At 68.7% G+C, this 20,993-nt stretch carries 18 protein-coding genes and 1 pseudogene; 9 read left to right on the top strand and 10 right to left on the bottom strand.

What is annotated here, in order from left to right; translation table 11 throughout:
- Nucleotides 1-52: 52 nt before the first annotated feature.
- The 4 genes from N4G66_RS29800 to N4G66_RS29785 form a co-directional block, all read right to left on the bottom strand.
- Nucleotides 53-502, bottom strand: a complete 450-nt coding sequence (locus N4G66_RS29800; protein ID WP_261707349.1) for a response regulator — start codon at nt 500-502, stop codon at nt 53-55.
- Nucleotides 499-2,109: a sensor histidine kinase gene (locus N4G66_RS29795; protein ID WP_261707348.1), complete on the bottom strand. Its 1,611-nt coding sequence runs from the start codon at nt 2,107-2,109 to the stop codon at nt 499-501. The genes N4G66_RS29800 and N4G66_RS29795 overlap by 4 nt, the downstream gene beginning before the upstream one ends.
- A 52-nt stretch (nt 2,110-2,161) precedes the next feature.
- Nucleotides 2,162-3,379 (bottom strand): PP2C family protein-serine/threonine phosphatase, encoded by a 1,218-nt coding sequence (locus N4G66_RS29790; RefSeq protein ID WP_391858905.1) that lies wholly within the window; start codon nt 3,377-3,379, stop codon nt 2,162-2,164.
- Between the two features lie 797 nt (nt 3,380-4,176).
- Nucleotides 4,177-6,075: an N-acetylmuramoyl-L-alanine amidase gene (locus tag N4G66_RS29785; protein ID WP_261707346.1), complete on the bottom strand. Its 1,899-nt coding sequence runs from the start codon at nt 6,073-6,075 to the stop codon at nt 4,177-4,179.
- 708 nt (nt 6,076-6,783) lie between these two features.
- Between N4G66_RS29785 and N4G66_RS29780 the strand changes: the two genes are divergently transcribed.
- On the top strand, nt 6,784-7,401 hold the full coding sequence (locus N4G66_RS29780; RefSeq protein WP_261707345.1) for a TOPRIM nucleotidyl transferase/hydrolase domain-containing protein: 618 nt from the start codon (nt 6,784-6,786) through the stop codon (nt 7,399-7,401).
- Between the two features lie 174 nt (nt 7,402-7,575).
- On the opposite strand, the gene N4G66_RS29775 is transcribed toward N4G66_RS29780, so the two are convergent.
- A complete protein-coding gene (locus N4G66_RS29775) occupies nt 7,576-8,076 on the bottom strand; it encodes an SMI1/KNR4 family protein (RefSeq protein ID WP_261707395.1) in 501 nt (166 codons plus the stop codon).
- 314 nt (nt 8,077-8,390) lie between these two features.
- On the opposite strand from N4G66_RS29775, the pseudogene N4G66_RS29770 reads away from it, so the two are divergent.
- The 4 genes and pseudogenes from N4G66_RS29770 to N4G66_RS29755 all read left to right on the top strand — a co-directional run.
- Nucleotides 8,391-8,580 (top strand): annotated as a pseudogene (locus N4G66_RS29770) (SDR family oxidoreductase); the annotation flags it as partial.
- 153 nt (nt 8,581-8,733) lie between these two features.
- Nucleotides 8,734-9,696, top strand: a complete 963-nt coding sequence (locus tag N4G66_RS29765; protein ID WP_261707344.1) for an NAD(P)H-dependent flavin oxidoreductase — start codon at nt 8,734-8,736, stop codon at nt 9,694-9,696.
- 368 nt (nt 9,697-10,064) lie between these two features.
- Nucleotides 10,065-10,670, top strand: a complete 606-nt coding sequence (locus N4G66_RS29760; protein ID WP_261707343.1) for a hypothetical protein — start codon at nt 10,065-10,067, stop codon at nt 10,668-10,670.
- A gap of 132 nt (nt 10,671-10,802) precedes the next feature.
- Entirely contained in the window at nt 10,803-11,339 is a 537-nt protein-coding gene (locus N4G66_RS29755) for a 2'-5' RNA ligase family protein (protein WP_261707342.1), read from the top strand.
- A 35-nt stretch (nt 11,340-11,374) separates the two neighbouring features.
- Here N4G66_RS29755 and N4G66_RS29750 read toward each other — a convergent pair whose 3' ends face one another.
- The gene (locus N4G66_RS29750; protein WP_261707341.1) at nt 11,375-11,821 is read right to left on the bottom strand and encodes a hypothetical protein; all 447 of its coding nucleotides are present in this window, start codon (nt 11,819-11,821) and stop codon (nt 11,375-11,377) included.
- A 445-nt stretch (nt 11,822-12,266) separates the two neighbouring features.
- Nucleotides 12,267-12,767 carry a GNAT family N-acetyltransferase gene (locus N4G66_RS29745; RefSeq protein WP_261707340.1) on the bottom strand — a complete coding sequence of 167 codons (501 nt, stop codon included), beginning with the start codon at nt 12,765-12,767 and terminating at the stop codon, nt 12,267-12,269.
- Nucleotides 12,768-13,699: 932 nt separating this feature from the next.
- Between N4G66_RS29745 and N4G66_RS45715 the strand changes: the two genes are divergently transcribed.
- From N4G66_RS45715 to N4G66_RS29725, 4 genes are all read left to right on the top strand, one after another.
- Entirely contained in the window at nt 13,700-13,864 is a 165-nt protein-coding gene (locus N4G66_RS45715) for a hypothetical protein (RefSeq protein ID WP_315903707.1), read from the top strand.
- Nucleotides 13,865-14,254: 390 nt separating this feature from the next.
- Nucleotides 14,255-14,728 (top strand): carboxymuconolactone decarboxylase family protein, encoded by a 474-nt coding sequence (locus N4G66_RS29735; protein ID WP_261707339.1) that lies wholly within the window; start codon nt 14,255-14,257, stop codon nt 14,726-14,728.
- 55 nt (nt 14,729-14,783) lie between these two features.
- A complete protein-coding gene (locus N4G66_RS29730; protein ID WP_261707338.1) occupies nt 14,784-15,707 on the top strand; it encodes an RNA polymerase sigma-70 factor in 924 nt (307 codons plus the stop codon).
- 190 nt (nt 15,708-15,897) lie between these two features.
- Nucleotides 15,898-17,184, top strand: coding sequence for an MFS transporter (locus tag N4G66_RS29725; protein ID WP_261707337.1), 1,287 nt, complete (start codon nt 15,898-15,900; stop codon nt 17,182-17,184).
- A gap of 633 nt (nt 17,185-17,817) precedes the next feature.
- On the opposite strand, the gene sbnA is transcribed toward N4G66_RS29725, so the two are convergent.
- The 3 genes from sbnA to N4G66_RS29710 all read right to left on the bottom strand — a co-directional run bounded on the left by sbnA (nt 17,818) and on the right by N4G66_RS29710 (nt 20,986).
- Nucleotides 17,818-18,819, bottom strand: coding sequence for a 2,3-diaminopropionate biosynthesis protein SbnA (sbnA, locus tag N4G66_RS29720; protein ID WP_261707336.1), 1,002 nt, complete (start codon nt 18,817-18,819; stop codon nt 17,818-17,820).
- A gap of 92 nt (nt 18,820-18,911) precedes the next feature.
- Nucleotides 18,912-19,982 carry a 2,3-diaminopropionate biosynthesis protein SbnB gene (gene sbnB, locus N4G66_RS29715; protein WP_261707335.1) on the bottom strand — a complete coding sequence of 357 codons (1,071 nt, stop codon included), beginning with the start codon at nt 19,980-19,982 and terminating at the stop codon, nt 18,912-18,914.
- A complete protein-coding gene (locus N4G66_RS29710) occupies nt 19,979-20,986 on the bottom strand; it encodes a TauD/TfdA family dioxygenase (RefSeq protein WP_261707334.1) in 1,008 nt (335 codons plus the stop codon). Before N4G66_RS29710 ends, sbnB begins: the two co-directional genes overlap by 4 nt.
- Nucleotides 20,987-20,993 lie beyond the last annotated feature (7 nt).

Genomic DNA, 20,993 nt, shown 5'->3' with positions numbered 1-20,993 from the left:
GGTGGAGACCGGGCCCGGTGGTTTCCCTTCGGACTGCGTGGTGCCCCGGCGGTCAGCCGTTCTGCCGGGGCAGGCGCACCACCTGGACGAAGAAGTCGTCGATCTGGCGGACGGCCGCGATGAACTGGTTCAGATCGACCGGCTTGGTGACATAGGCGTTGGCGTGCAGTTTGTAGCTGCGCAGGATGTCCTCCTCCGCAGCGGAGGTGGTCAGCACCACGACCGGGATGTGCGACAGGGCAGGGTCCGACTTGATCTTCTCCAGGACCTGCCGGCCGTCGTACTTGGGCAGGTTGAGGTCGAGGAGGATCAGGTCGGGCTGCGGCACGTCGGTGTGGGCGCCGCGCCGGTAGAGGAAGTCGAGCGCCTCCTCGCCGTCCCGCGCCACGTGCAGGGTGTTGCCGATCTTGTTGTCCTCGAACGCCTCCCGGGTCATGAGCTCGTCGCCCGGGTCGTCCTCTACGAGGAGGACGTCGATGGGAGTGCCGGCGGGTGTTGTCATATCAGGGCCTTGTCTTCGGTACCGGCGGGAAGGGTGTCCCCCGCGTCGGTGGACGGGAGAGTGAAGCAGAAGCGTGTGCCGTCGGTGTGGGACGTGTCGATCCAGATGTGGCCGCCGTGGTACTCGACGATCTTCTTGCACAGCGCGAGGCCGATGCCGGTGCCACCGTAGGCATCGCGGCTGTGCAGCCGCTGGAAGATGACGAAGACCTTGTCCTCGAACTCGGCGGGGATACCGATGCCGTTGTCCGTGACGCACAGGCGCCAGGCGTCGAGGTTCTCCGGGTCCCGCTCGCACGTGATCCGGATGTGCGGTGGGCGTTCGGGGTGGCGGAACTTGACGGCGTTGCCGACCAGGTTCTGCCAGAGCATCGTCATGAGCGTCGGGTCCCCGACGATCCGGGGCAGCTCGTCGGGCCGGTCGACGCGGGCGCCGCTGTCGGTGACAGCGCTGTCCAGGTTGACCAGCGCCTTGCCGAGTACCTGGTCGAGATCGACCGGAAGGCGGGCGTCGTTGACACGGCCCACGCGGGAGAACGTGAGCAGGTCGTTGATGAGGATCTGCATGCGCTTGGCGCCGTCGACGGCGAAGTCGATGTACTGCCGGGCCCGGTCGTCCAACTGGTCGCCGTAGCGCTTCTCCAGCAGCTGGCAGAACGAGGCCACCTTGCGCAACGGTTCCTGCAGATCGTGGGAGGCCACATAGGCGAACTGTTCGAGCTCGGCGTTGGAGCGGCGCAGCTCCACGGCCTGCGCGTCCAGGTCGGCGGCCTGCCGGGTGAGGATCTCCTGCTGCTCCCGGGAGGAGGCCAGTTCCGCGACTATCCGCTGCCGCATGTTCTCCACATCCGTGGCCACCGCGGTGAGGTCGGCGGGTCCGCCGCCGGTGATGACATGGTCGAAGTCACCCCGCGCCACCCGGCGGGTGGCGATCTGCAGGTCCTCCAGCGGACGTGCAACCAGCACGCGGATCAGGATCGTCAGCACCACGCCGGTCGCCAGGAACACCACGACCATGGCGATGAGCACCGCGTCGCGGACCTTCCGCGAGGACCTCAACTGGTCCCGGCCGTCCTGGGCCGCCGCCGCCAGTCCGGCGTTCTGCTTGACCGCAGCGCTGCGAATGCGGTCGAAGGCCTTCTTGCCGCGTTCGGCGGTCGCCTGGTCGATCGTTCGCGGCCTGCCCGGTTTGACGCCCGCCACGAGGGGTTCGGCGTAGGTGCGCCGCCACTCCGCCGCCCTCGTCTCGACCGTCTGCAGGTCGTCGAGGAGTTCGGGGCGGTCGCCGATGAGGGCGCGCATCCGGGCGGCGGCATGCGCCTCGTCCGTCTTGCCCTGTGCGTAGGGGTCCAGGAACTGGCGGTCGGCTGCGATGGCGTAGCCCCGGATTCCCGTCTCCTGGTTCACCAGAGCTGCCTGCAGCCGGTACGCCTCCGTCTGCGCGGGCTCGATGTCCAGGAGCAGATGGTCGGTGACCGAGGCCGTCCGCTGGAGCAGCCCGGAGCCGATCACGGAGCCCACGACCACCAGCAGCGCCATGAGCGCCAGCACCAGCCTGATCCAGCTCTGCACCGTCAGCCGGCGTCCGGCCCACCGCTCGCCGGTCATGTTCCGTATCCCGTCCTCGGACTCACTGTTCTCACGCGCTCCTTCACACCCATCAGCCCCAGCGCAGATAGAGCACGGCGACGTCGTCGGCCAGGCCGCCCTGTCCCTCGGCCAGCGTCTCGGCCCGCTGGATCAACCCGTCGACGAACGCGGCCGGTGCCAGATCGGCCAGCTCACGTGCCACCGCCAGCAGTCCCTCCTCGCCCAGCCGCTCCGTACCGCGCCCGACGCGCCCTTCGAAGAGGCCGTCGGTGAACAGCACCAGGGCCGCACCCTCCGGGAACGCCAGCTCTTCCACGGGCCAGCGTGCCCCGCCGGGAACGATCCCGAGCGCCGGCCCGCCCCTGACCTCCACCCACTCGACCCCGCCGCTCGCGCACAGCAGCACACCGTGATGGCCGGCCCGCACCATCCGAACGCGCCGTTGGCCGGGGCTGACGGTGAGGATGACCAGGGTGGCGAAGACTCCCACCGTGGCCCGCTCGACCATCAGAATCTCCTCGAGCCGGCCCACTTGGTCGGCGCCCGTGACACCGCTGAGTACGAGGGTGCGCCAGGCTATGCGCAGCGCGACCCCGAGAGCGGCCTCGTCCGGACCGTGCCCGGAGACGTCACCGATCATGGCGTGCACGCTGCCGTCGGCGCTCTGCACGATGTCGTAGAAGTCCCCGCCCAGCAGTGCGTGCGCGCGGCCGGGCCGGTATCGGGTCACGACCTCCACGCCGTCCCCGCGCAGCAGCGGGCGCGGCAGCAGCCCCCGCTCCAGGCGGGCGTTCTCCCGCGCCTGCATCTGGCTTGCCTGCAAGGCCACCGCGTCCTGCTCGGCCTGCTTGCGCTGGATCGCGTAGCGGACCGCCCGTCCGAACAGTTCCGGCTCGACCCGGCCCTTGACCAGGTAGTCCTGTGCGCCCGCCGCCACAGCGGCCAGACCGGTCCCCTCCTCGGCGAGTCCGGTGAGCACCACGACGGCGACGTGTTCGGCGCGCTCGCGCACCCGCGACACCGCCTCCACGCCCTGCGCGTCCGGGAGGTGCAGGTCGAGCAGTACGCAGTCCGGGACCTCGGACGCGAGCACCTCGCACGCCTCGGCCATCGAGCGCACCCACCGCAGGCGCATACCGAGCGCGCTGTCGGCGACCATCTCCTCCACGAGCAGCGCGTCGCCCGGGTCGTCCTCCACCAGCAGCACCGACGGCTCTTCCGTCCCCCAGGCCGCTGTGCGGTCCAGCTCGGGCGAAGCCACGCCGGCAGCCCCGGGCTGCGACGTCATCATTGAATGAACCCCCCACACCCGCCACCATTCCGCCGCTCCCTGACGGACAACTCCGCGAGCATACTCACGCTTGCATCGGCGTACACAGAACGAACTTGGCGCTTCTTGCGCCACCGCGCAGTAGCCCTCGCCGTTCGCCCCCGGCTCAACAACTCGAACAACGCGGCAGGTAAGCCGTACTTGAGGCCTTGGGGCTCACCGGCCGAATGTGCTCCTGGTTCCGGCGCCGAGCGTTCCGCGCTTCCGGAACCGGCTTCTCTCAGCTGCCCGCGCGCGCCCCGCCACCGCACGTCCGACTTCCTTCCTCCGGCCCCCGCCCTACAAGTCGGCCTGGAACAAGGGTGACGGCCCGCGGCCACCGACTTTCAGCGGGTACATCCCGAAGGACGGCCCACCCGCGATGAAGCAAAGGTTCCGCAGCATCAAGGGCCGGCACCGCGTTGTCGCCGCCCAAAGCCCGATGGAAATGGGCTGCGGCGAATATCAACGCCGGGGTGGCGGCACCGAGCTTGTCCCCGATCGTGAAACCCTTGGCCTCCGCCCCCTGCATGTGTGGTTCCCGTATGCAGCCTGGGCGGCACAGGCTGACGCGGACTTGCCGTCGCGCATGCGCTCGGCCGGAAACCCGGCCGAGCGCATGCGTAAAACTGCCCACGGCCCGCGGTTCGCGGTTCGCGGTTCGCTCAACGCGGTCACGTGTGGCGACGGCCCCTCGAATCCGCCCGGAGGCGGAGGCCCCTTACGTTCTTTCGAGGCTCAATCGGCGGGTCAGCGCGCTGAGCTGGATCCCGTGGTCACGAGCCGCTCGCGGTCACATCCGCGGAGTAGACCAGCGCGACCCGGTGGTTGTACTGGATGGTGTACATCTGCTTGGCACCGGTGACGACCGCCCCGGACGTGAAGTAGTCGTCGGTGTTGGCCGGCGGCCGGGTGGCGACGTACGCCTGACCGGCGGGGACGGTGTAGTAGCTGATGGGCGCCTGCGTCGAGGGGGACAGCCCGGCGGGGTACTCCGCTCGGTCGGGGTAGCTGGAGCCGTAGACGGCCACCGACGCGGCGCCCGCGGCCGAGACCAGCGTCACGCCGTACGCGGGAGTGGTGTTGACGCCGCCCGGGTTGTAGAACCAGACCTTCGCGCCGCTGTACCAGATGGCGGTCCAGTCGCCGTTGACGTCGGCCACCACGAACTGCTGTCCCGCCTGCGCGGTGGATCCCCAGTCGCTGATCCGGTCGGTGCCCGCGCCGCCCTTGTGAATGGCCTGGTCACCGAAGAGCGGGGCGGTGTCGCCGGGCGCGGTGCGCAGGAAGACGAAGTTGGAGGACTGCTGCTGACCGGTGCAGGCGGGAGTCGCACCGGTGGGGTCGTCGCCGGGGCAGATCTGCACGGTCTGCTGGTTCTCGGTGAAGCCGGGGGTGATCGTCACCGCCGAGCCGACCGGCCCGACCCCGCGCTCTCCCGCCACCGGGGAGCCGAGCAGGTTCATGAAGTGCTCCCAGTCCCAGGAGGTGCCCGGGTCCCAGTGCATGCCCGCGACGAGGCTGGAGTTGGGGCCGGCGACATTGTCGTGGCCGATGATGTGCTCACGGTCCAGCGGTATGCCGAAGCGGTCCGAGAGATACCGCACCAGAGACGCCGTGGCCTCGTACTGCGCCTCGGTGTACCAGGTGCCTCCGTGCGCGGCGTAACCCTCGTGCTCGATGCCGATGGAGTGCAGGTTCGTCGAGTAGTTGCCGGCGTGGAAGGCGATGTCCTTGGTGGGCACCATCTGCGTCACCGCGCCGTCCGAGGACCGCATCACATAGTGTGCGGCACCGCCGCCCGGGTTCTGGAACGTCGAGATGGCGGCCTCGTACGACGACTCGGTGTCATGGATGACAATGGTGTCGATCCTGATGCCGTTGTCGGGCCGGTTGGAGACCTGGCCGTTGGACGACGCCGCCGGCACGAACGTGCACGAGACCTCCGGCGGGCACTCGGTCGCCGCGGATGCCGCGACGCCGGTCAGGGAGAGCGTGCTCAACTGCCCGGTCGCGAGGCGGACTTTCCGGTCAGCACTCATCGACACCCGCTGGCCGTCGAGGGTGGTGCGCGCGGCCCCGGTCCTGATGGTGGCGTAGACGCGGTCGGCGAACGCCGTGGCGCCCCGCTTCTGCGACGAGCCGCTGTAGCGGGCCACCGCTCCGTACCACTGGCCGGCGTCCGACGGCCGGCCGCCGGTCACGGTCTGCTGGTAGGAGGCGAGCAGCGCGGCACCTCCCTCGATGTTGGCTGCGGGGTCGTCGCGCAGTCGGGCAGGGGACAGGCCGGTGAGCTTCGCCGCAGCCTGCAGCGTGTGCAGGCTGGGGTCCTTCGCCATCGCGGCAAGGTCCGCTCGACCCACCGCCCCGGCCGGACCGCCGGCCAGGCTCGCGGGGGTGACATCGGTCAGGTGCATCGGGCCGTAGCCGCCGCTGGTGCTCATCTGGCCCAAGTGGGCGTCCCACGCCGACTCCTGATACGCCACGGCGAGCAACACCTCGGCGGGGATACGGTACTTGGCAGCCGCCGCCGCGAAAGCGTGTTGCTGCGTGTCCGGCCCTGACGGCACAGCGGTCCCGGCCTGTGCGGTCGCCGGCACCACGGCGGTCAAGGCTCCCGCGGTGAGCACACTCGCGGCGGCCAGACCCATCAGCCGATACCGTGCCACAGGCATGCAGGAAGCCTTGACCGTTGTCTTCTTCGTCTTCACGTGTTTCCGTACTCCAGAACAGCTGGGAAAGAGTGAGCGGCGTTGTCCGCCGGATGGCCGAGCCGAGGCCGCTTCAAGGCGGGAACATGAGGAAAATGCCGAGATCGCCGAATGGCGAACGGTCCCGAAAGGACCGGCCACCGCGATGTCGCATGTCATGTCGAGGCGTCAAAATCCTTATGGATCAGGCGCGTTGGAACTATATGCAGGTGAACTCGGCCGTGCAAGCAGCCTTTTGAGCCATGGGATTGCCATCGCGGACAGAATGCGATAGCGCGAGACATTCAGCGAACGAGGTCGGAATCCGTCCCGCATCGGGACAGCCCCGTGCAGAAGAGTTGTGAGCACCCCGGGAATCCGCGGTCTCGCCGGGTTCAAGAGCGGCTTCGGCGGCAGCGAGGGACATTCGGCGGTTGCCGAGGCCTGCCCCAACCTCCGGCCGAGACGCGCCCCAGCTGCCGACGGCAGGTTCAAGCCCCTGCCGCGGTTGGCGGGGTTCCGCTGTCCGGGCCGGCCAGAGGAATCGTCCGGCATGCGGCATGACCGACAGTGCGTCAGGGGCCATCTTGTCGGACCGCGTTCGCCGACACGCTGGTCCGACTGTTCAGCGCTGGTCGGCGTTCCGAGGAAAATTGGCTACCGTGCCGACCGGGAAGAGATCAGACTCGTCGCGTGACTGACATGGAGTCGTTCCGGAGAGCGGTTACGGCGTGGGCGGCCGGCGGCCCCGGCGACCCCGCGCACGAGCTGGCCGCGCGGCTGTCCGTCCGAGCGGTCGTTCTGCTCGAAGGGCCGAGCGATGTCGCGGCGGTCAACGCACTGGCCGGCAGCCGGGACCGGGACCTGGAAGCCGAAGGCGTCTGCGTCCTGGCGATGGGCGGTGCCATGAGCGTAGGGCGCTTCGCCCGTCTCCTCGGGCCGCCCGGCCTGGGCCTCCGTCTCACGGGACTGTGCGACGAGGCGGAGCGTGGCTACTACGCCCGCGGCTTGGAGCGGGCCGGTGCGGCAGAGCAGGGGTTCTTCGTCTGCGCGGCGGATCTGGAGGACGAGCTCATCCGCGCGCTGGGCGTGGCACGCGTGGAGGAACTCGTCCGGGCCGAGGGCGACCTGCGAGCCCTGCGCACCTTCCTGCGCCAGCCCGCACAGCGGGGCCGCACCTCACACCAGCAGTTGCGGCGTTTCCTCGGCACGAAGAAGGGACGCAAGATCCACTATGGCCGCGTCCTTGTCGAGGCCCTCGCCCCCGACCGCGTACCCGCTCCGCTCGACGACTTGCTCATGAGCCTCTGACCACTGGGGCCGTCATTCCCGGCACAAAGACTCCGTCGAGCGCGGAAATCCGCCGGCGTCCGGGGCGCAGCCCCGGCACCATCCGTCGAAAGCGGTTCCCGCAACTCGCCTGGCGTCAGGCGCTGGTCAGCTCCGGCGCAGCGAACAGCCCCACCAGTCAAGCGAGTTGCTCGACTACTGGCCGAGGATCCGCGAGTTGGGCTCGAAGCGGTTCCTGTCGTCCGGCGCGACGATGTCGTCCAGGTCGGTGAAGTAGAACGACGTCGTCGTGCCCGCAACCACTTCGAGGAGGAACTGGCTGCACGACATCGGATACGTCTCCCAGAGGGGGCCGCGTCCCTCATTGAGGATGACGCTCCATTCCTCGGGCTCGACGCCGGGCCGGACCAGCCAGTAGAGGTAGTGTCCTCCGCCTTCCGCGTACCCCCAGGGCACCAGTCCGACGTTGCCCTCGTGGAGTTCTGACGGCTTGTCCTCACCGGATTCCCAGAGTTCGGCGAGGATCTCCTCGCATTCCGCGGTCTGGGTGAGCATGTCGTACATCGGATCCGGACAGCCCGGTTCCAGCAGCCAGAGCACTCCCGCGAACACCCCTCCCCCGTACATCCGAACGAGCCGCTTGTAGTCGGCAGGCAGCTCGACGCCCAACTCCTCCTCCACGGCGGCCCACTCCACGGTTCGGCCGTCTCCAGGGGGCGGACAGATACGCGAGAGCGGTTCGGTGTGACGCAGACTCCGGGCGGCCCGCATGTCGCCCGGCAGGGCGCTCAAGCGTGGTGGGGTCCTGGAGGAGTCCAGCACCACCGCGGGCATTCGGTCGCCGACCACGGGACGAGGCCTGTCCGACCACCATGAGGGGTGCTTCGCCTGGTCGATGAAACCGTCGTGCCCGTCCACGTGGACGGCGGTCCCGGCTGGAGTCACGGCCGTGACCACTACCTCGTACTCCTGATGATCGGCAAGCATGACCTCCACCCTGCACCATGCCGGCGGACATCCGCGAGATCCCGCTGGGCCGAACCGGAACGGTCGCCAGGGATCGCTCCCGGGGGCGCCTTCCTGCTGTCGGACGAGTCGTCCTTCATCACCGCTGCGGAGATCCCCGTGGACGACGGCCTGACCGCGCACGGCGGTGTCGTGCCCGTGTCGGACGCGCTGCGGGACGGGGCGGAGGGATGAAGCGGCGCCGTCCGCATCGGGGCGACCGACAGCCGGCCGGCCGAGGACTTCACGTTCACCATGCGCGCCGATGACCACGCCTCCGCGCGGCCACGCTCCGGGGGCGCTGCGCCGTCTTCCCCTCGTGTACCGAGTAGGGCGACGATGGCAGTCATGACTTTGTCGACGGCGTTCACGAAGTTGTTCGGTGTCCAGCATCCGATCGCCTTGGCTCCGATGGGCGGATCGGCCGGCGGCGAACTGGCGGCCGCCGTCTCGTGCGGGGGCGGGCTCGGCCTGGTGGGCGCCGGAGGCGGCGACCCGGATTGGCTGGCACGCGAGCTGCCGATCGTGGCGGGTGCCGGAAAGCCGTGGGGCGTCGGGTTCCAAGCCTGGGCGACCAATATGGACGTGGTCGAACAGGCTCTGGAGCACAGCCCCAGAGCTGTGATGTTCTCCTTCGGGGATCCGAGCCCGTACGTCGAACGGGTCCGTGACGCCGGTGCGGCGGTGATCATCCAGGTCACCGATCTGGAGGAAGCCGAGCAGGCGGTGGCCCTGGGCGCCGACGTCATCGTGGCGCAGGGCACGGAGAGCGGTGGACACGGCGCCCGGCACGGGCGATCCACGCTCCCCTTCGTACCGGTCGTGGTGGACCTGGCCGAGACAGTGCCGGTACTGGCGGCCGGTGGGATCGCCGACGGACGGGGCGTGGCCGCCGTCCTGGCCCTGGGCGCCGCCGGGGCGCTCATCGGCACCCGCTTCCAGGCGACGGCCGAGGCACTCATCGACCCCTCGACCGCCAAGGCGCTCGTCGAGGGACGCGGGCAGGACACGGAACGCAACCGCATCCTCGACATCGCCCGAAACTCGCGATGGCCGTCGACGTACTCGGCCCGCACGCTGGACCACCCGTACCTCGACCGATGGAGGGGCCGGGAAGCAGAGCTCGCGGCGGACCCCGCGGCAACCCGCCAGGCATATGAGGCTGATGTGGCACGCGGTGATGTGCCCGCGTCGCCGGTCTGGGCGGGCGAGGGCATCGACCTCGTCACCGACCTGCCACCCGCAGCCGAGCTTGTCGCCACCCTTGCCTCGGAGGCCGGCCATGCCCTGGCCCGAGCGGGACGTCACTGACGGGAGCCGGACGTCACGGACGGGAGCGGCACACCATGGCCGGAATGTCGGCCACTACGGCCAGGGGCGTCTGCCCCGCGTCCGGCGCCATGCACAACTTCGCGAAAGACGGGTAGTCGCTCTGACGGAATGTCACCATGCCCCGAAGAACTGTTCCGACCCACCCCCGTGACAACCCATCGGCAGCCGGCACGACACACCACTCGGACCACTTCGACTCAGCTCACGGGCCGTGGACACCCGCGCCTCGAGACCCTCTTCCACTCCCACGTACGCACGCGACCGGCCGAGCCTCGGCATCACGACCACCGCACCTCACGTGGCTGGGCCGGTCCGGTCTACGGCATCGCCGGAACAGGAGAACGCCCATGCGCCTTTACGCCCAGACCCCAGCGCGTCGGAGCCGTCAGGTGCTGGCCGACCTGATCGCCGTGGTCCTGATCGCGGCCGCTGTCTGGTTCGCCCTGGCCGTCCGCGACGCGATCCTGCTGCTGGCCGAGCCGGGCAGGAAGGCCCAGAGCGCGGGCGACAGCCTCGCCGGCGGTCTCGGTGACGCCGGCGACGCGGCTTCGAAGGTGCCGTTCGTCGGAGGTTCTCTGAAGAAGCCGCTCCTGTCCGCCGCCGATGCCGCCACCGGTCTTTCCGACGCCGGACAGTCCCTGGAGGATCTGGTGGGCCGCGTGGCCACGCTGGCCGCAGTCGCCCTGATCGTCCTCTCGGTGGCCTTCGTACTGCTGTTGTGGCTGCCGCCGCGCCTCCACTGGATCCGGCGCAGCGCCACCACCCGGCGTCTCCTCGACGCCCCTGGAGGCGCGGACCTGCTCGCGCTGCGCGCGCTGACCGGACCGCAGCGCGATCTCGCCGCGGTCTCCGCCCCGCCGGGTGGCCTCGCCGATGCCTGGCGGCGCGGAGACCAGCAGGTCATCGCCGATCTGTCCAAGGTGACACTCAGGCAGGCGGGCCTGCGACCGTGACGCGTGAAGTGCGCACCTCGAGAGGGCAAGCGATCCAGACGATCGGACGGAACCCCGTAAAGCCCGTCTTCAGCAATCGATCGCGGCCTTCTGTACTCGCTGACTCGCTGACAGAACTGATAGACATGTGCGATGGCAGGTGACGACTCCAGCGAATCTCAGGCAGGGCAGTCCGGACTGGTCGTGAGGGTCCCTGAACTGGAACCTGTTGTACGGGCGTGGCGGGAGCGGCTGGACCCGTCCGCCGTGGCGGGTGTCCCGGCGCATGTCACCGTGCTCTTCCCCTTTCTCGACGAGACCCGCATCGACAGCGGCACCTTGGCCGCCATCGATGGTGTGATCGGATGTCATCAGCCCTTCGAGGCCCGGTTCGAGCACTTCGGTCGTTTCCCCGGGACTCTCTATCTCGCCCCTGAACCGGACGCGTCATTTCGCCGGCTCACCGAGGCCATCGTGCAGCGTTGGCCCGAAACCCCGCCGTACGGCGGGCAGTTCGATGACATCGTCCCGCATCTGACCATCGCCCAGGCGCAAGACGATGCCGTCCTGGACGTGGCCGAAGCCGACCTTCACGGCCGGCTTCCCGTCATTGCCCGCGTGTCGTCGGTCGATCTCTTCGTCCATGACGGATCACAGTGGCAGCAGCGGGCGTCGTTCGCGCTCCGCTGACACCGCGCCGAGCGAGAGCGCTCGGCCGTCGGCTCTCAGTGACCGGCCTGCGGCTCGAAGCAACCCGCTTCCGGGTAGGGGCCGTTGGTGGAGACCTGATAGTTGGTCTTCTGCACGAACGCCGTGACACAGGCGTCGTCATGGACACGCAGGCCCACCCGTGCACCCTCGGGAGTGACCTCCCTGCCGTTCTCGAAACGGGAGTCCATCGGCTTGACCTGCAGTGTCCCGCCGATCAGGTTCCACTTGGCGTCGAAACGCTCCTCCTGGTAGCCGAGCTTCAGCATCGCGGCGCGGACCGACTTCGGATCCCACGTCTTCTGCTGCCACAGCCGCTTGAGCACCGGTTCGATGCGAGCGGCCTCGTGCTGGGCGTCCTTGGCGCTCGCTGCGGACATCTGACCCGCGATCCGGAAGCCGTTGTTCTCGCGGTAGTGAGGGGCGCCGTCGCCGGCTCCCGGTTCCACGTAGGGAGACCCCACGGGTGAACTAGGAGTGGTTTCGGCCCCCGGCGTGGTTCCGGTCTTGGGCGTGGTTCCGGACCCGGGCGTGCTTGCGGTCCCGGGCGTGCTTCCGGTCCCGGGCGTGCTTCCGGATCCCTCATGCGTCGTGGTACCGCCGGTCGCCCCCGTGGTCACCCGCTCCGTACCGCAGCCGCCGAGCGACACCGTCGCCAGGACGACCAGAGCCGCCGCCAGGACACCCCTGCCGCGCTGCCCGGACCACCACTGTCCGGCCTCCCCTGACGCTCCCTTGCCCACAAGCCCCTCCCCCACCTCTGCGTCCCCCGCTCCAAGATCGAGCCCATGCTAGGAGCCCTCCCTGTCCTCAGTCGTGAGTATCCGTACTCACTTCCGTGCTCGCGATGCCTCCAACAGCGTCCCTCAGCCCTTGGGTTCGGCGAGGACGGCAAGGACGACTCAGCCCTCAGATCAGTTGCTTGTGCATGACGATGCAGGGACGCCGGTACTGGCGGTCGGTGCGGCGGTCGATCTCCTGCCAGCCGAGGGAGCTCCAGAAGGCCGAGGCGGCAGGGTTGTTCTCCAGGACAGCCAGCCGGATGCCGTCCCTCCCCTCGCGGCGGAAGCGCTCCTCCACCAGCCCGGCCAGCCGTCGGCCGACCCCGTGCCGGTGAAGACTCCCGTGCACCAGCAGCAGCCCGATCCACGGATGTCCGTCTGTGGGGTGACGGTCGAGCAGGCACAACAAGCCGACGATCCGGCCCTGCCCCTCGCGGGCGAGCAGGACCTCACAGCCCTCGGTCTCCGCTTCCTCCCGCAGATCGGCCTCGACCGCGTCGGCCGGAATACGCTCAGGGTCGTACTCGCCCGCAGCACGGCAGTACTCCGGGTTGCTCGTGTAGAGGCCGACGACCTCGGTGATCTCCTCCGGGGAGAAGCGGAGAGGGGAAAGCAGCAATGGTGACATCCGGGCAGGTTGACGTGCTCCCCGGCCTGAAGTCCAGTGATCCGGGCCCGGGTCGTGTGACCTTTCCCGGGGCTTCCTGCTTCAACGCGCGGTGCGGGCACGTGTGTCCGCGCTGACCCGCGTGCCTCATCCTCGGCCTGCGTCACCACGGGCCCATCGTGCGGCCCGGACCGTGCCTCCTGGATGTCCCGCTGGGGCAGTTGAAGGCCGAGCGCGTCGTCCAGAGCGTGGAAGTACAGTGCGAACGTGCTGGTCAGTTCCGGGTGGTCGAGTTCGGCGCGGCGTATGGCCTGGTTGAGGAAGTCGAGGCGGCCGCCCCGGTAGCAGGGGGTGCGGCCACGGTCGTACCAGATCAGTTCCAGACCACCTCGGCCGTCGTCCACGAGACGGCCGTCGCGTGTGTAGGCGAAGGTGTAGACGGCCTTCGCGGCGCAGACGCTCAGCCGCACCGTCTCTGCGACCCCGAGCCGGGTGAGAGCCGCGCTGTCGCCCCCGGTGCCGCTCGGTGTGTCGTGGTACATCAGGAAGACCCAGTCGCCTGCCTGCCCGAAGGAGAAGGTCTCCCAGTCGGATTCCCAGTGGTCACGGCCGGGGTCATCCGTGCTGCGCAGATCGGACAGGCGTGTCCCGGCGGCGGTCTGCTCGGGGTCGGCTCCGTAGAGGAGGGCGATCCGTTCGGCGCTGATCCCCTCGCCGCGGAAGAATTCGAGGTGGGTGTAGGGGTCCTGGTCCCGCCATGTGTGGGCTACCCAGGCGAGACGTTCCAGTGGGTCGCGTCCGCACGGCTGCGCGGACTGCGTTGCGTCCATGCCTCCGCTGCGGAATCTACGTCCCCATGCGGGCTTGATCCGGTCGAGCATCTGGGCCTGGCCGGTGACGAGGTTGCTGACCGGGCCGTGCCCCGGGGAACGGGCCGCGATGTACTCGGCGAGATGACGGACCGCCTCTTCAGCGGCGAGGTACAGCACCTCGTCGAGGTCCTGGGTCGCGAAGATCTCCTGGTAGGGACTGCGGTAGCCGCGCACAGTGCCCTCCACGTCCAGAACGAGGAACAGGCCGCCCGGATCACCCATGAGCCGTTCGTACTGGTCGCGTGATGTACCGATGGCCGGGAGCATGGCGTCGTCGAGCAGGTCAGAACCTGCGGCCAGCTGGTGCCAGGCGCGTCTGAGTGAGTCCTCCGTCATCTGCATGGGCGTCAGTATGCTGACGGGCACTGACAATGCCGTCTCCGGCATCGGGGCAACTGCGGCTGTCGGACGGGGACTTACCCCTTCCGACGCTCGTGGAGATGGCATCGAGTACTGACCGGCCATGGCCGTCCTCGAAGATCCCTTGACCGCACGCGAAGATCCTTGACCGCACGCGCTCCGCCGGCTGCCGCGCGCCGACGGTGATGAGGCGCGGGTCGCATTCGTCCATGTCACAGGAAGCCGGGCTACCTCGTCTCAGGGGGTGTAACCCTTTACGACCACAGGGAGCGCCCCATGGATCCGCGGCTGAACTACTTCGCCAGCCCGACCGCCGGTAAGGCCCTCAAGTACTTCATGTCGGCGGGCAAGGCGCTCAAGGACTCGCCGCTCCCCGCCGCCACGCAGGAGCTGGTGGCACTGCGGGTGAGCCAGGTCAACGGATGCGCCGCCTGCATCGACATGCACACCAAGGAGGCCGCCGCTGCCGGCGAGACCTCGGTACGGCTGAACCTGGTCGCGGCGTGGCGGGAGGCCACGGTCTTCACCGAGGCCGAGCGGGCCGCGCTGGCGCTGGCTGAAGAAGGGACCCGGGTCGCGGATGCGGCCAAGGGCGTCAGCGACGAGGTGTGGGCGTACGCCGTCAAGCACTACGACGAGGAACAGCTCACAGCCCTGGTGATCCTGGTTTCCTTCATGAACTCGGTGAACCGGCTGAACATCATCACCCAGCAGCCGGCCGGCGGCTACGAGCCCGGACAGTTCCACTGAACGGCAACAGCGACTGGTTCGGGGCCCGGCTCCGGGCCACGGGAGAGGTTTCGCCGTGAACAAGGTTGAGGAGTTCGAGGAGCTGCGACCGCTGCTGTTCTCGATCGCCTACCGGATTCTGGGCAGTGTGAGTGAGGCGGAGGACGCGGTGCAGGAGACATGGCTCCGGTTCGACCGCTCGACGACCCCGCCCACCTCCGCCAAGGCCTTTCTGTCCGCCACGGTGACACGCGTGTCGATCGACGTACTGCGCTCCGCGCGCGTACGGCGGGAGGAGTACGTGGGCTCGTGGCTTCCCGAGCCGTTGCTGAGTGATCCCTACCAGGATCCGGAACGCTCGGCGGAGCTGGCCGACTCCGTGTCGATGGCGGCGCTGCTGTTGCTGGAACGACTCAGCCCGCTCGAGCGGTCGGTGTTCGTGCTGCGGGAGGTCTTCGCGTTCGGGTTCGACGAGATCGCGTCGGCGGTCGGACGTTCGGAGGCGGCGTGCCGGCAGTTGCTGGTGCGGGCACGGCGGCACATGGAAGCCGGACGGCCTCGGTTCGAAGTGGACCGGCAGGAGCGGCAGGAACTGGCGGCCCGGTTCTTCGACGCGTTGAGAGACGGCGATGTGGGCGCTCTGCGGAATCTGCTGGCCGCCGACGTACAACTGGTCGGGGACGGCGGAGGCAGGGCCCCGCGTCTGGCGAGGGCCGTCAGCGGGGCCGAGAACGTGGCCCGGCTCCTTGCCGCCGTCTTCCCTCTGATGGCCCGGATCGATGTGACGTTCGAGCCGCACGAGGTCAACGGCCAGCCCGGTGCGATCTTCCGCGCCCGGGACGGCAAGATCCTGCACATCCTGGCCCTCGATGTGCTCGAGGGGCGGATCCAGGCCATCCGATCGGTGATCAATCCCGACAAGCTCGGCCACCTCGGGCCGGTGGCCGACGCCTGGGCCGTCGATCGCGAGGTGAGGCAGGCCCGCCGGCAGATGAATTGACGCCGTAGGTCCGTACGGGGGGCTTCTACGGGATTCAGCCGAGCCGTGTGACGATCGCGTGGCCCGTGCGCCGCAGCTCTTCGTCGTGCTCACCACCAGCAAAGGCTGAGGTCAAAACGATTCGCCCTGGCCAGGGCGCGCCCGCTACTCTCCGCGACGTGAACCACCCCCGCGCATGCCGCCGCCCCTCATGAGTCTCGCCCGAACCCTGATCGACGTTCGGCCTCTGCGTACGTCCCCCGTCTTCAGGCGTCTGCTGATCGGCCGGACCGTGTCCGTGCTCGGCAGTTTCATGACCATGGTCACCGTCATGTACCAGGTCTGGGACATGACACACAGCACCGTCTGGACCGGCGCGGTGGGGCTGGCGCAGGCGCTGCCGATGGTGTTGTTCGGGCTGTTCGCCGGCTCGTGGGCGGACCGCGGCGACCGTCGGCGCATCTTCCTGTTCGCCACCGTCGGTCAGGCGGTCGTCTCGCTGCTGCTCGCGGTGCAGGGTTTCACCGGGCACGTTCCGGTGGTGGGTGTGCTCGGCCTGGTCGCCGCGCAGTCCTGCTGTGCGGCGGTCGGCGGTCCCGCGGCGGGCGTCTTCGTGCCGAGGCTGCTGCCGAAGGACCAGGTGGCGGCCGGGCTGGCGCTCCAGCAGGTCACCGGTCAGGCGATGATGCTCGCCGGTCCGGCGCTCGGCGGCATCCTGCTCGGCTGGGTCGGCATCGGCCCCTGTTACCTCGTCGACACCCTCTCCTTCGGGCTCGCCTTCTACGGCGCGTTCGGCCTGCCCGCCCTGTCGCCCGCGGGTGAACCGTCCCGGGCCGGACTGCACGGGGTGCTGGACGGCCTCCGCTTCCTGGCCGGGCACCGGGCGGTCCGCGGCGCCCTGATCACCGACCTGGCCGCCACCGTGCTCTCGATGCCGGCCAGTCTCTTTCCGCTGGTCAACGCCGAACGATTCGGCGGCAGTCCGCGCACTCTCGGTCTGTTCCTGTCCGCTCTCGCCGTCGGCGGCACAGCCGCGTCCGCGCTGTCCGGCCCGGTCACGCGGCTGGGGCGCCCCGGGCCGGTGATGCTCTGCGGTGCGGGGATCTGGGGTGCGGCGCTCGCGGCGTTCGGCCTGACGCGCGATCCGTGGGCCGGCCTCGGACTCCTGGTCCTCGCCGGGGCCGCCGACGCCGTCTCGGTGATCTCGCGCAGCACGATCGTGCAGACCCACACGCCGGACGCCCTGCTGGGCCGGGTGACGGCGGCCGAGCAGATCGTCGGCCAGGCCGGCCCCAACCTCGGTAACCTGCGCGGCGGTGTGGTCGCCGGCTGGACCTCGGGGGCGACCGCACTCGTCAGCGGCGGGCTCCTCTGCCTGTTCGCGGTCGCTCTGGTCGGCGCGAAGACGCCGGAACTGCGCGGCGGATTCGTCCCCGATCCCTGCGTCGACGCCCCGCCTCTCCAGCCCGCGGACGTCCCCGTACCGGAAGCACCCTGACGTACACGGCCGGCATGGCGGTAGTCATGGTTACTCCTGGCCTTTTGTCATGGACCCGGTCAACGAGACATCGCAGGTCACAAGCGACTCGGCACGACTTCGAACACGTCGCCCACTGACGACCGCTGGAGTCTTCCTCCACCCGCACCGTGCCGTGCCGTGCCGTGCCGTGCCGTGCCCGAGGGTGCGTAACGGTCGTCCGATCGTCTTCCGCTTCATCCGCGTCGCCCTCGCAGCTCACACCGCCCCCATGGTGCGCTTCCCGACTCCCGCTTAGAGGTCGCTTCCACGCAATTTGTTCCACTTCAGCATCCCCAGAAGGCCACTCACACCTCTCACGCAACGGGTCAGAGCGCGCCGCGGTAGGCGCAATCGCCGATACGGCGACTCTTTGGAATGAGACAGGCTCGCTGGGATGAGACAGACAATCCGGTCGTCCGCTCAGTCTCACCGACCGCAAGGAACACCGGCGCCTCAAGAGCCGAGTCTCATCACGGCGACATGTTTGGATCAAACAGACTCTACTGATGAAAACGACCTCTAAACATGACATACCAATCTGCCTCCTCTTCGCTGCGTCGAGCGGCCCTTGGCGTGGGTGGCGGTGGTGTGAGGGAGCGACCGCCGACCGTTTCAACGGTCGGGGCGGTATGCCGGGAAACTGGCTGGGGCGAGCTGGGCGTCGTCGAGCGGGTCCTCGCCGTACAGGTCCTGGACCCAGTTGTCCTGGTAGACGGTGTCGAGGTATCGCTCCCCGAGGTCCGGTGCGACGGCCACCGCAGTGAGCGCTTTCGCTCCGTGGTCCGTCAGCCAGTCAATCGAGCCGCTGACTACGGTGCCGGTGGAGCCGCCGAAGAGGAAGCCGTGTCTGGCCAGGCGGCGGCAGGCTCGTATGGTGTCAGCCTCCTCGACCTGCACGACCTCGTCCACGTAGGACTCGTCCAGGAGTGGCGGACGCATGCTCATGCCCAGACCCGGGATCATCCGGCGGCCGGGGGCACCCCCGAACGCGACCGAGCCGACGCTGTCCACAGCGATGATCCGCACCGGACGATGCCAGCCCCGGAAATAGCGTGCGCAGCCCATCAGCGTTCCGGTCGTCCCCGCACCCACGAACAGGACGTCCAGTTCAGGGAACGAGCGGGCGATCTCCGGAGCCGTCGTGAGGTAGTGCGCCCTCCAGTTGGCGGGATTGGAGTACTGGCTCAGCCACACGCACCGGTCATCGGTGGCGCACATCAGCCGGACGTGGTCCAGCCGCGCACTGAGAAAGCCGCCGTTGGCTTCTTGGCCGACGACGACGTGCACCTCGCTGCCCAGCGCCTCCATCATCAGTCGCGTCGACAGGTTGCAGCGTGAGTCCGTCACGCAGACGAAGCGGTATCCCTTGCTCGCCGCGATCATGCTCAGCGCCACGCCGAGATTGCCGGACGAGGACTCGACGAGAATGGAGTCGGCCGTCAGGGATCCGTCGCGTTCGGCCGACGCCACCATCTCGGCGGCTGCCTTGAGCTTGATCGAGCCTGCGAAGTTGAAACCCTCGCACTTGAGGAGCAGCGAGTGCCCGAAGATCGACTCCACGTCGACATAGAGCTCCTCTTCATTGAAGGCTTGAGGAACGGATATGACCGACATGACGAACTCCTCTGCGGTGTGGTGCTAGGTGCGCGTGCTGGCAGTGGCCCGGGTGAGGTGTTTCTGGTGCCGTACTGACGGGCCTGCTTCTGTCATCCGTAGCGGCGTCGTTCGTGGAAGAAGTCGTCGACGGTCTGCAGTTCGCCCGAGCGGGCCACCTGGTCGTAGACGTAGCTCCCGACCGCGAGATCGAGCACGCCGAGGCCGAACGGTGAGAACACCGCGGGCCGGTCTGCCGGCACGTCCACCCGGCCCGCCATCACGTCGTTCAGCGTGCCGTGTACGAAGTCTCTGTTTCCCGTGAGCTGTTCGGTCAGATGGGGTGAGGTGGCAGCCCTGAGGCAGTGCTCGATGTCGTCCACGATGTTGGTCGACGCCATCAGGACCTGGGGGGCGAGATCCCTCAGCGACACGTGCAGCACCACGGGGTTGTGGTCGAACCACTCCGGATCGCTGACATGCGGCTCTCCGGCCACGGTCGCGAAGACCACCAGATCGCTGGTGCGGATCAGTTCCTCAGGCCCCTGGTGCACTGTGACGCGGGTGGCGTTCCTGGATTGCTCCGCGTACATGCGGAATCCGGCGGCGCTGTCGAGAGAGAGGTCGTACACCCCGATGTCGTCGAACGACCAACCGGAGCCTTGGAGGAACATGTGAACGTACCGGGCGATCAGTCCCGTTCCGAAGAACCCGATGCGTGTTGGCCGCGGCCGGTCACGGCTGAGCCGGTCGGCGGCCGATGCCGCGGATGCGGCCGTCCGGGTAGCGCTGATGATGGAGCTCTCCATGCAGGCGAACGGGTATCCGGTGCTGGGGTCGTTGAGGATCAGAACGGCAGACGCTCGCGGTATGCCGGACCGCACGTTCTCCGGGAAGCTGGAGATCCACTTCATTCCGTCCACCGGCGACTCACCACCGAGCGAAGCGGGCAGGGCGATCATCCGCGAGGCGGGGCGGTCTGGGAAGCGGAGGAACGAGGAGGGAGGGTTCACCGTTCTGCCTGCTCCGTGCAGCCGGTAGGTGGCCTCGACCAGCTCCACGATCTCCTTCTCACGACCGTCGAGGGCGCGCTGGACCTGGCTGCCGGGGATCACCGCGAATGGCGGCACGATGATCTCGCTGGAGCCGTGGGCGAGGGTCGACTGGGCATGTCCGGCGTTCATCGCAGCCCCACTTCGAGCGTCGGCGAGGAGGTATCGAGCCGCGTTGGGGAGGCCATCGCGACGACCACGTCGCGGGGTCCCTCATAGGCTTCCCTGCTGTGTGCGGTGCGCACGTTGTCGACAGCGAGCATGTCGCCGGCCTGCCACGGGACGCGTACGGTGTGGTCCTCGTAGACCGAGTTGATGAGCCGGACGACCTCTTCGTCGAGGGGGTCGCCGTTGCCGTATCGCGTGTTGAACGGCAGACCGTCGGCCCCGTACTCGTCGACCAGGTACTCCCGTACCTCAGGCGCGAGCGTCCACTCGTTCAGGAAAGCGATCTGGTTGAACCAGCAGCGCCGTCCGCTGACCGGGTGGTGCACCACGGCACTGCGGCGCTGGGCGGTTTGCAGGCTGCCGTCGGGCCGCCAGGCGAACGTGATGGCGTGGGCGCGGCAGTAGCTCTCCACGGCATCCCGGTCGGCGGTGCCGAAGGCCTCGGTCAGCGTGGCCCCGATCTCGTCGTTGTAGTTACGGGTGAGCAGCCATCCTTCTCTCTCGAACCGGTCGACCAGATCGCGGGGCAGCGCGTCGAGGACGGCCGCCGCGTCGGCCAGGCAGGTGGCTCCGCCAACGGTGGGCTCAGTGAGGCATGTGAAGAGCATGAGGCCGGGGAAATCGAGGGTGTAACTCAGCTCGTGGTGCATGCACATCGGCTGGTTCGGCGGCCAGGGAGACGCGGAATGCACACCAGAGGTGTAGGTCTTCCTCTGTGCGAAGGTCTCCCTCTCCGCCACTGGTTCGACGTCCAACTGCTCAAGAACCGCCGTGACGTCTGCCGTGTCGCGCAGCTTTAGCCCGCGGATCATGACCGCGCCGTGCTCGACGAGCGCGGCACTGAGCCCCTCCCGGGCTTCGGTGGCCCAGCGGGCCGGGTCGTCGGCACCCCGGACCCGCAGCATCGCGGGCTGACCAGGCTCCCGTTCCAGGGCGATCGGTGAGGTGGTCAATTCGATGGAAGACATGTCGCTC

The sequence above is a fragment of the Streptomyces rhizosphaerihabitans genome (assembly GCF_025399795.1).
In the GTDB taxonomy this organism is placed as follows: Bacteria; Actinomycetota; Actinomycetes; order Streptomycetales; family Streptomycetaceae; genus Streptomyces; species Streptomyces rhizosphaerihabitans.
The sequence above is the reverse complement of the archived record's forward strand: the minus strand, read 5'-3'. Positions and strand labels throughout refer to the sequence as shown.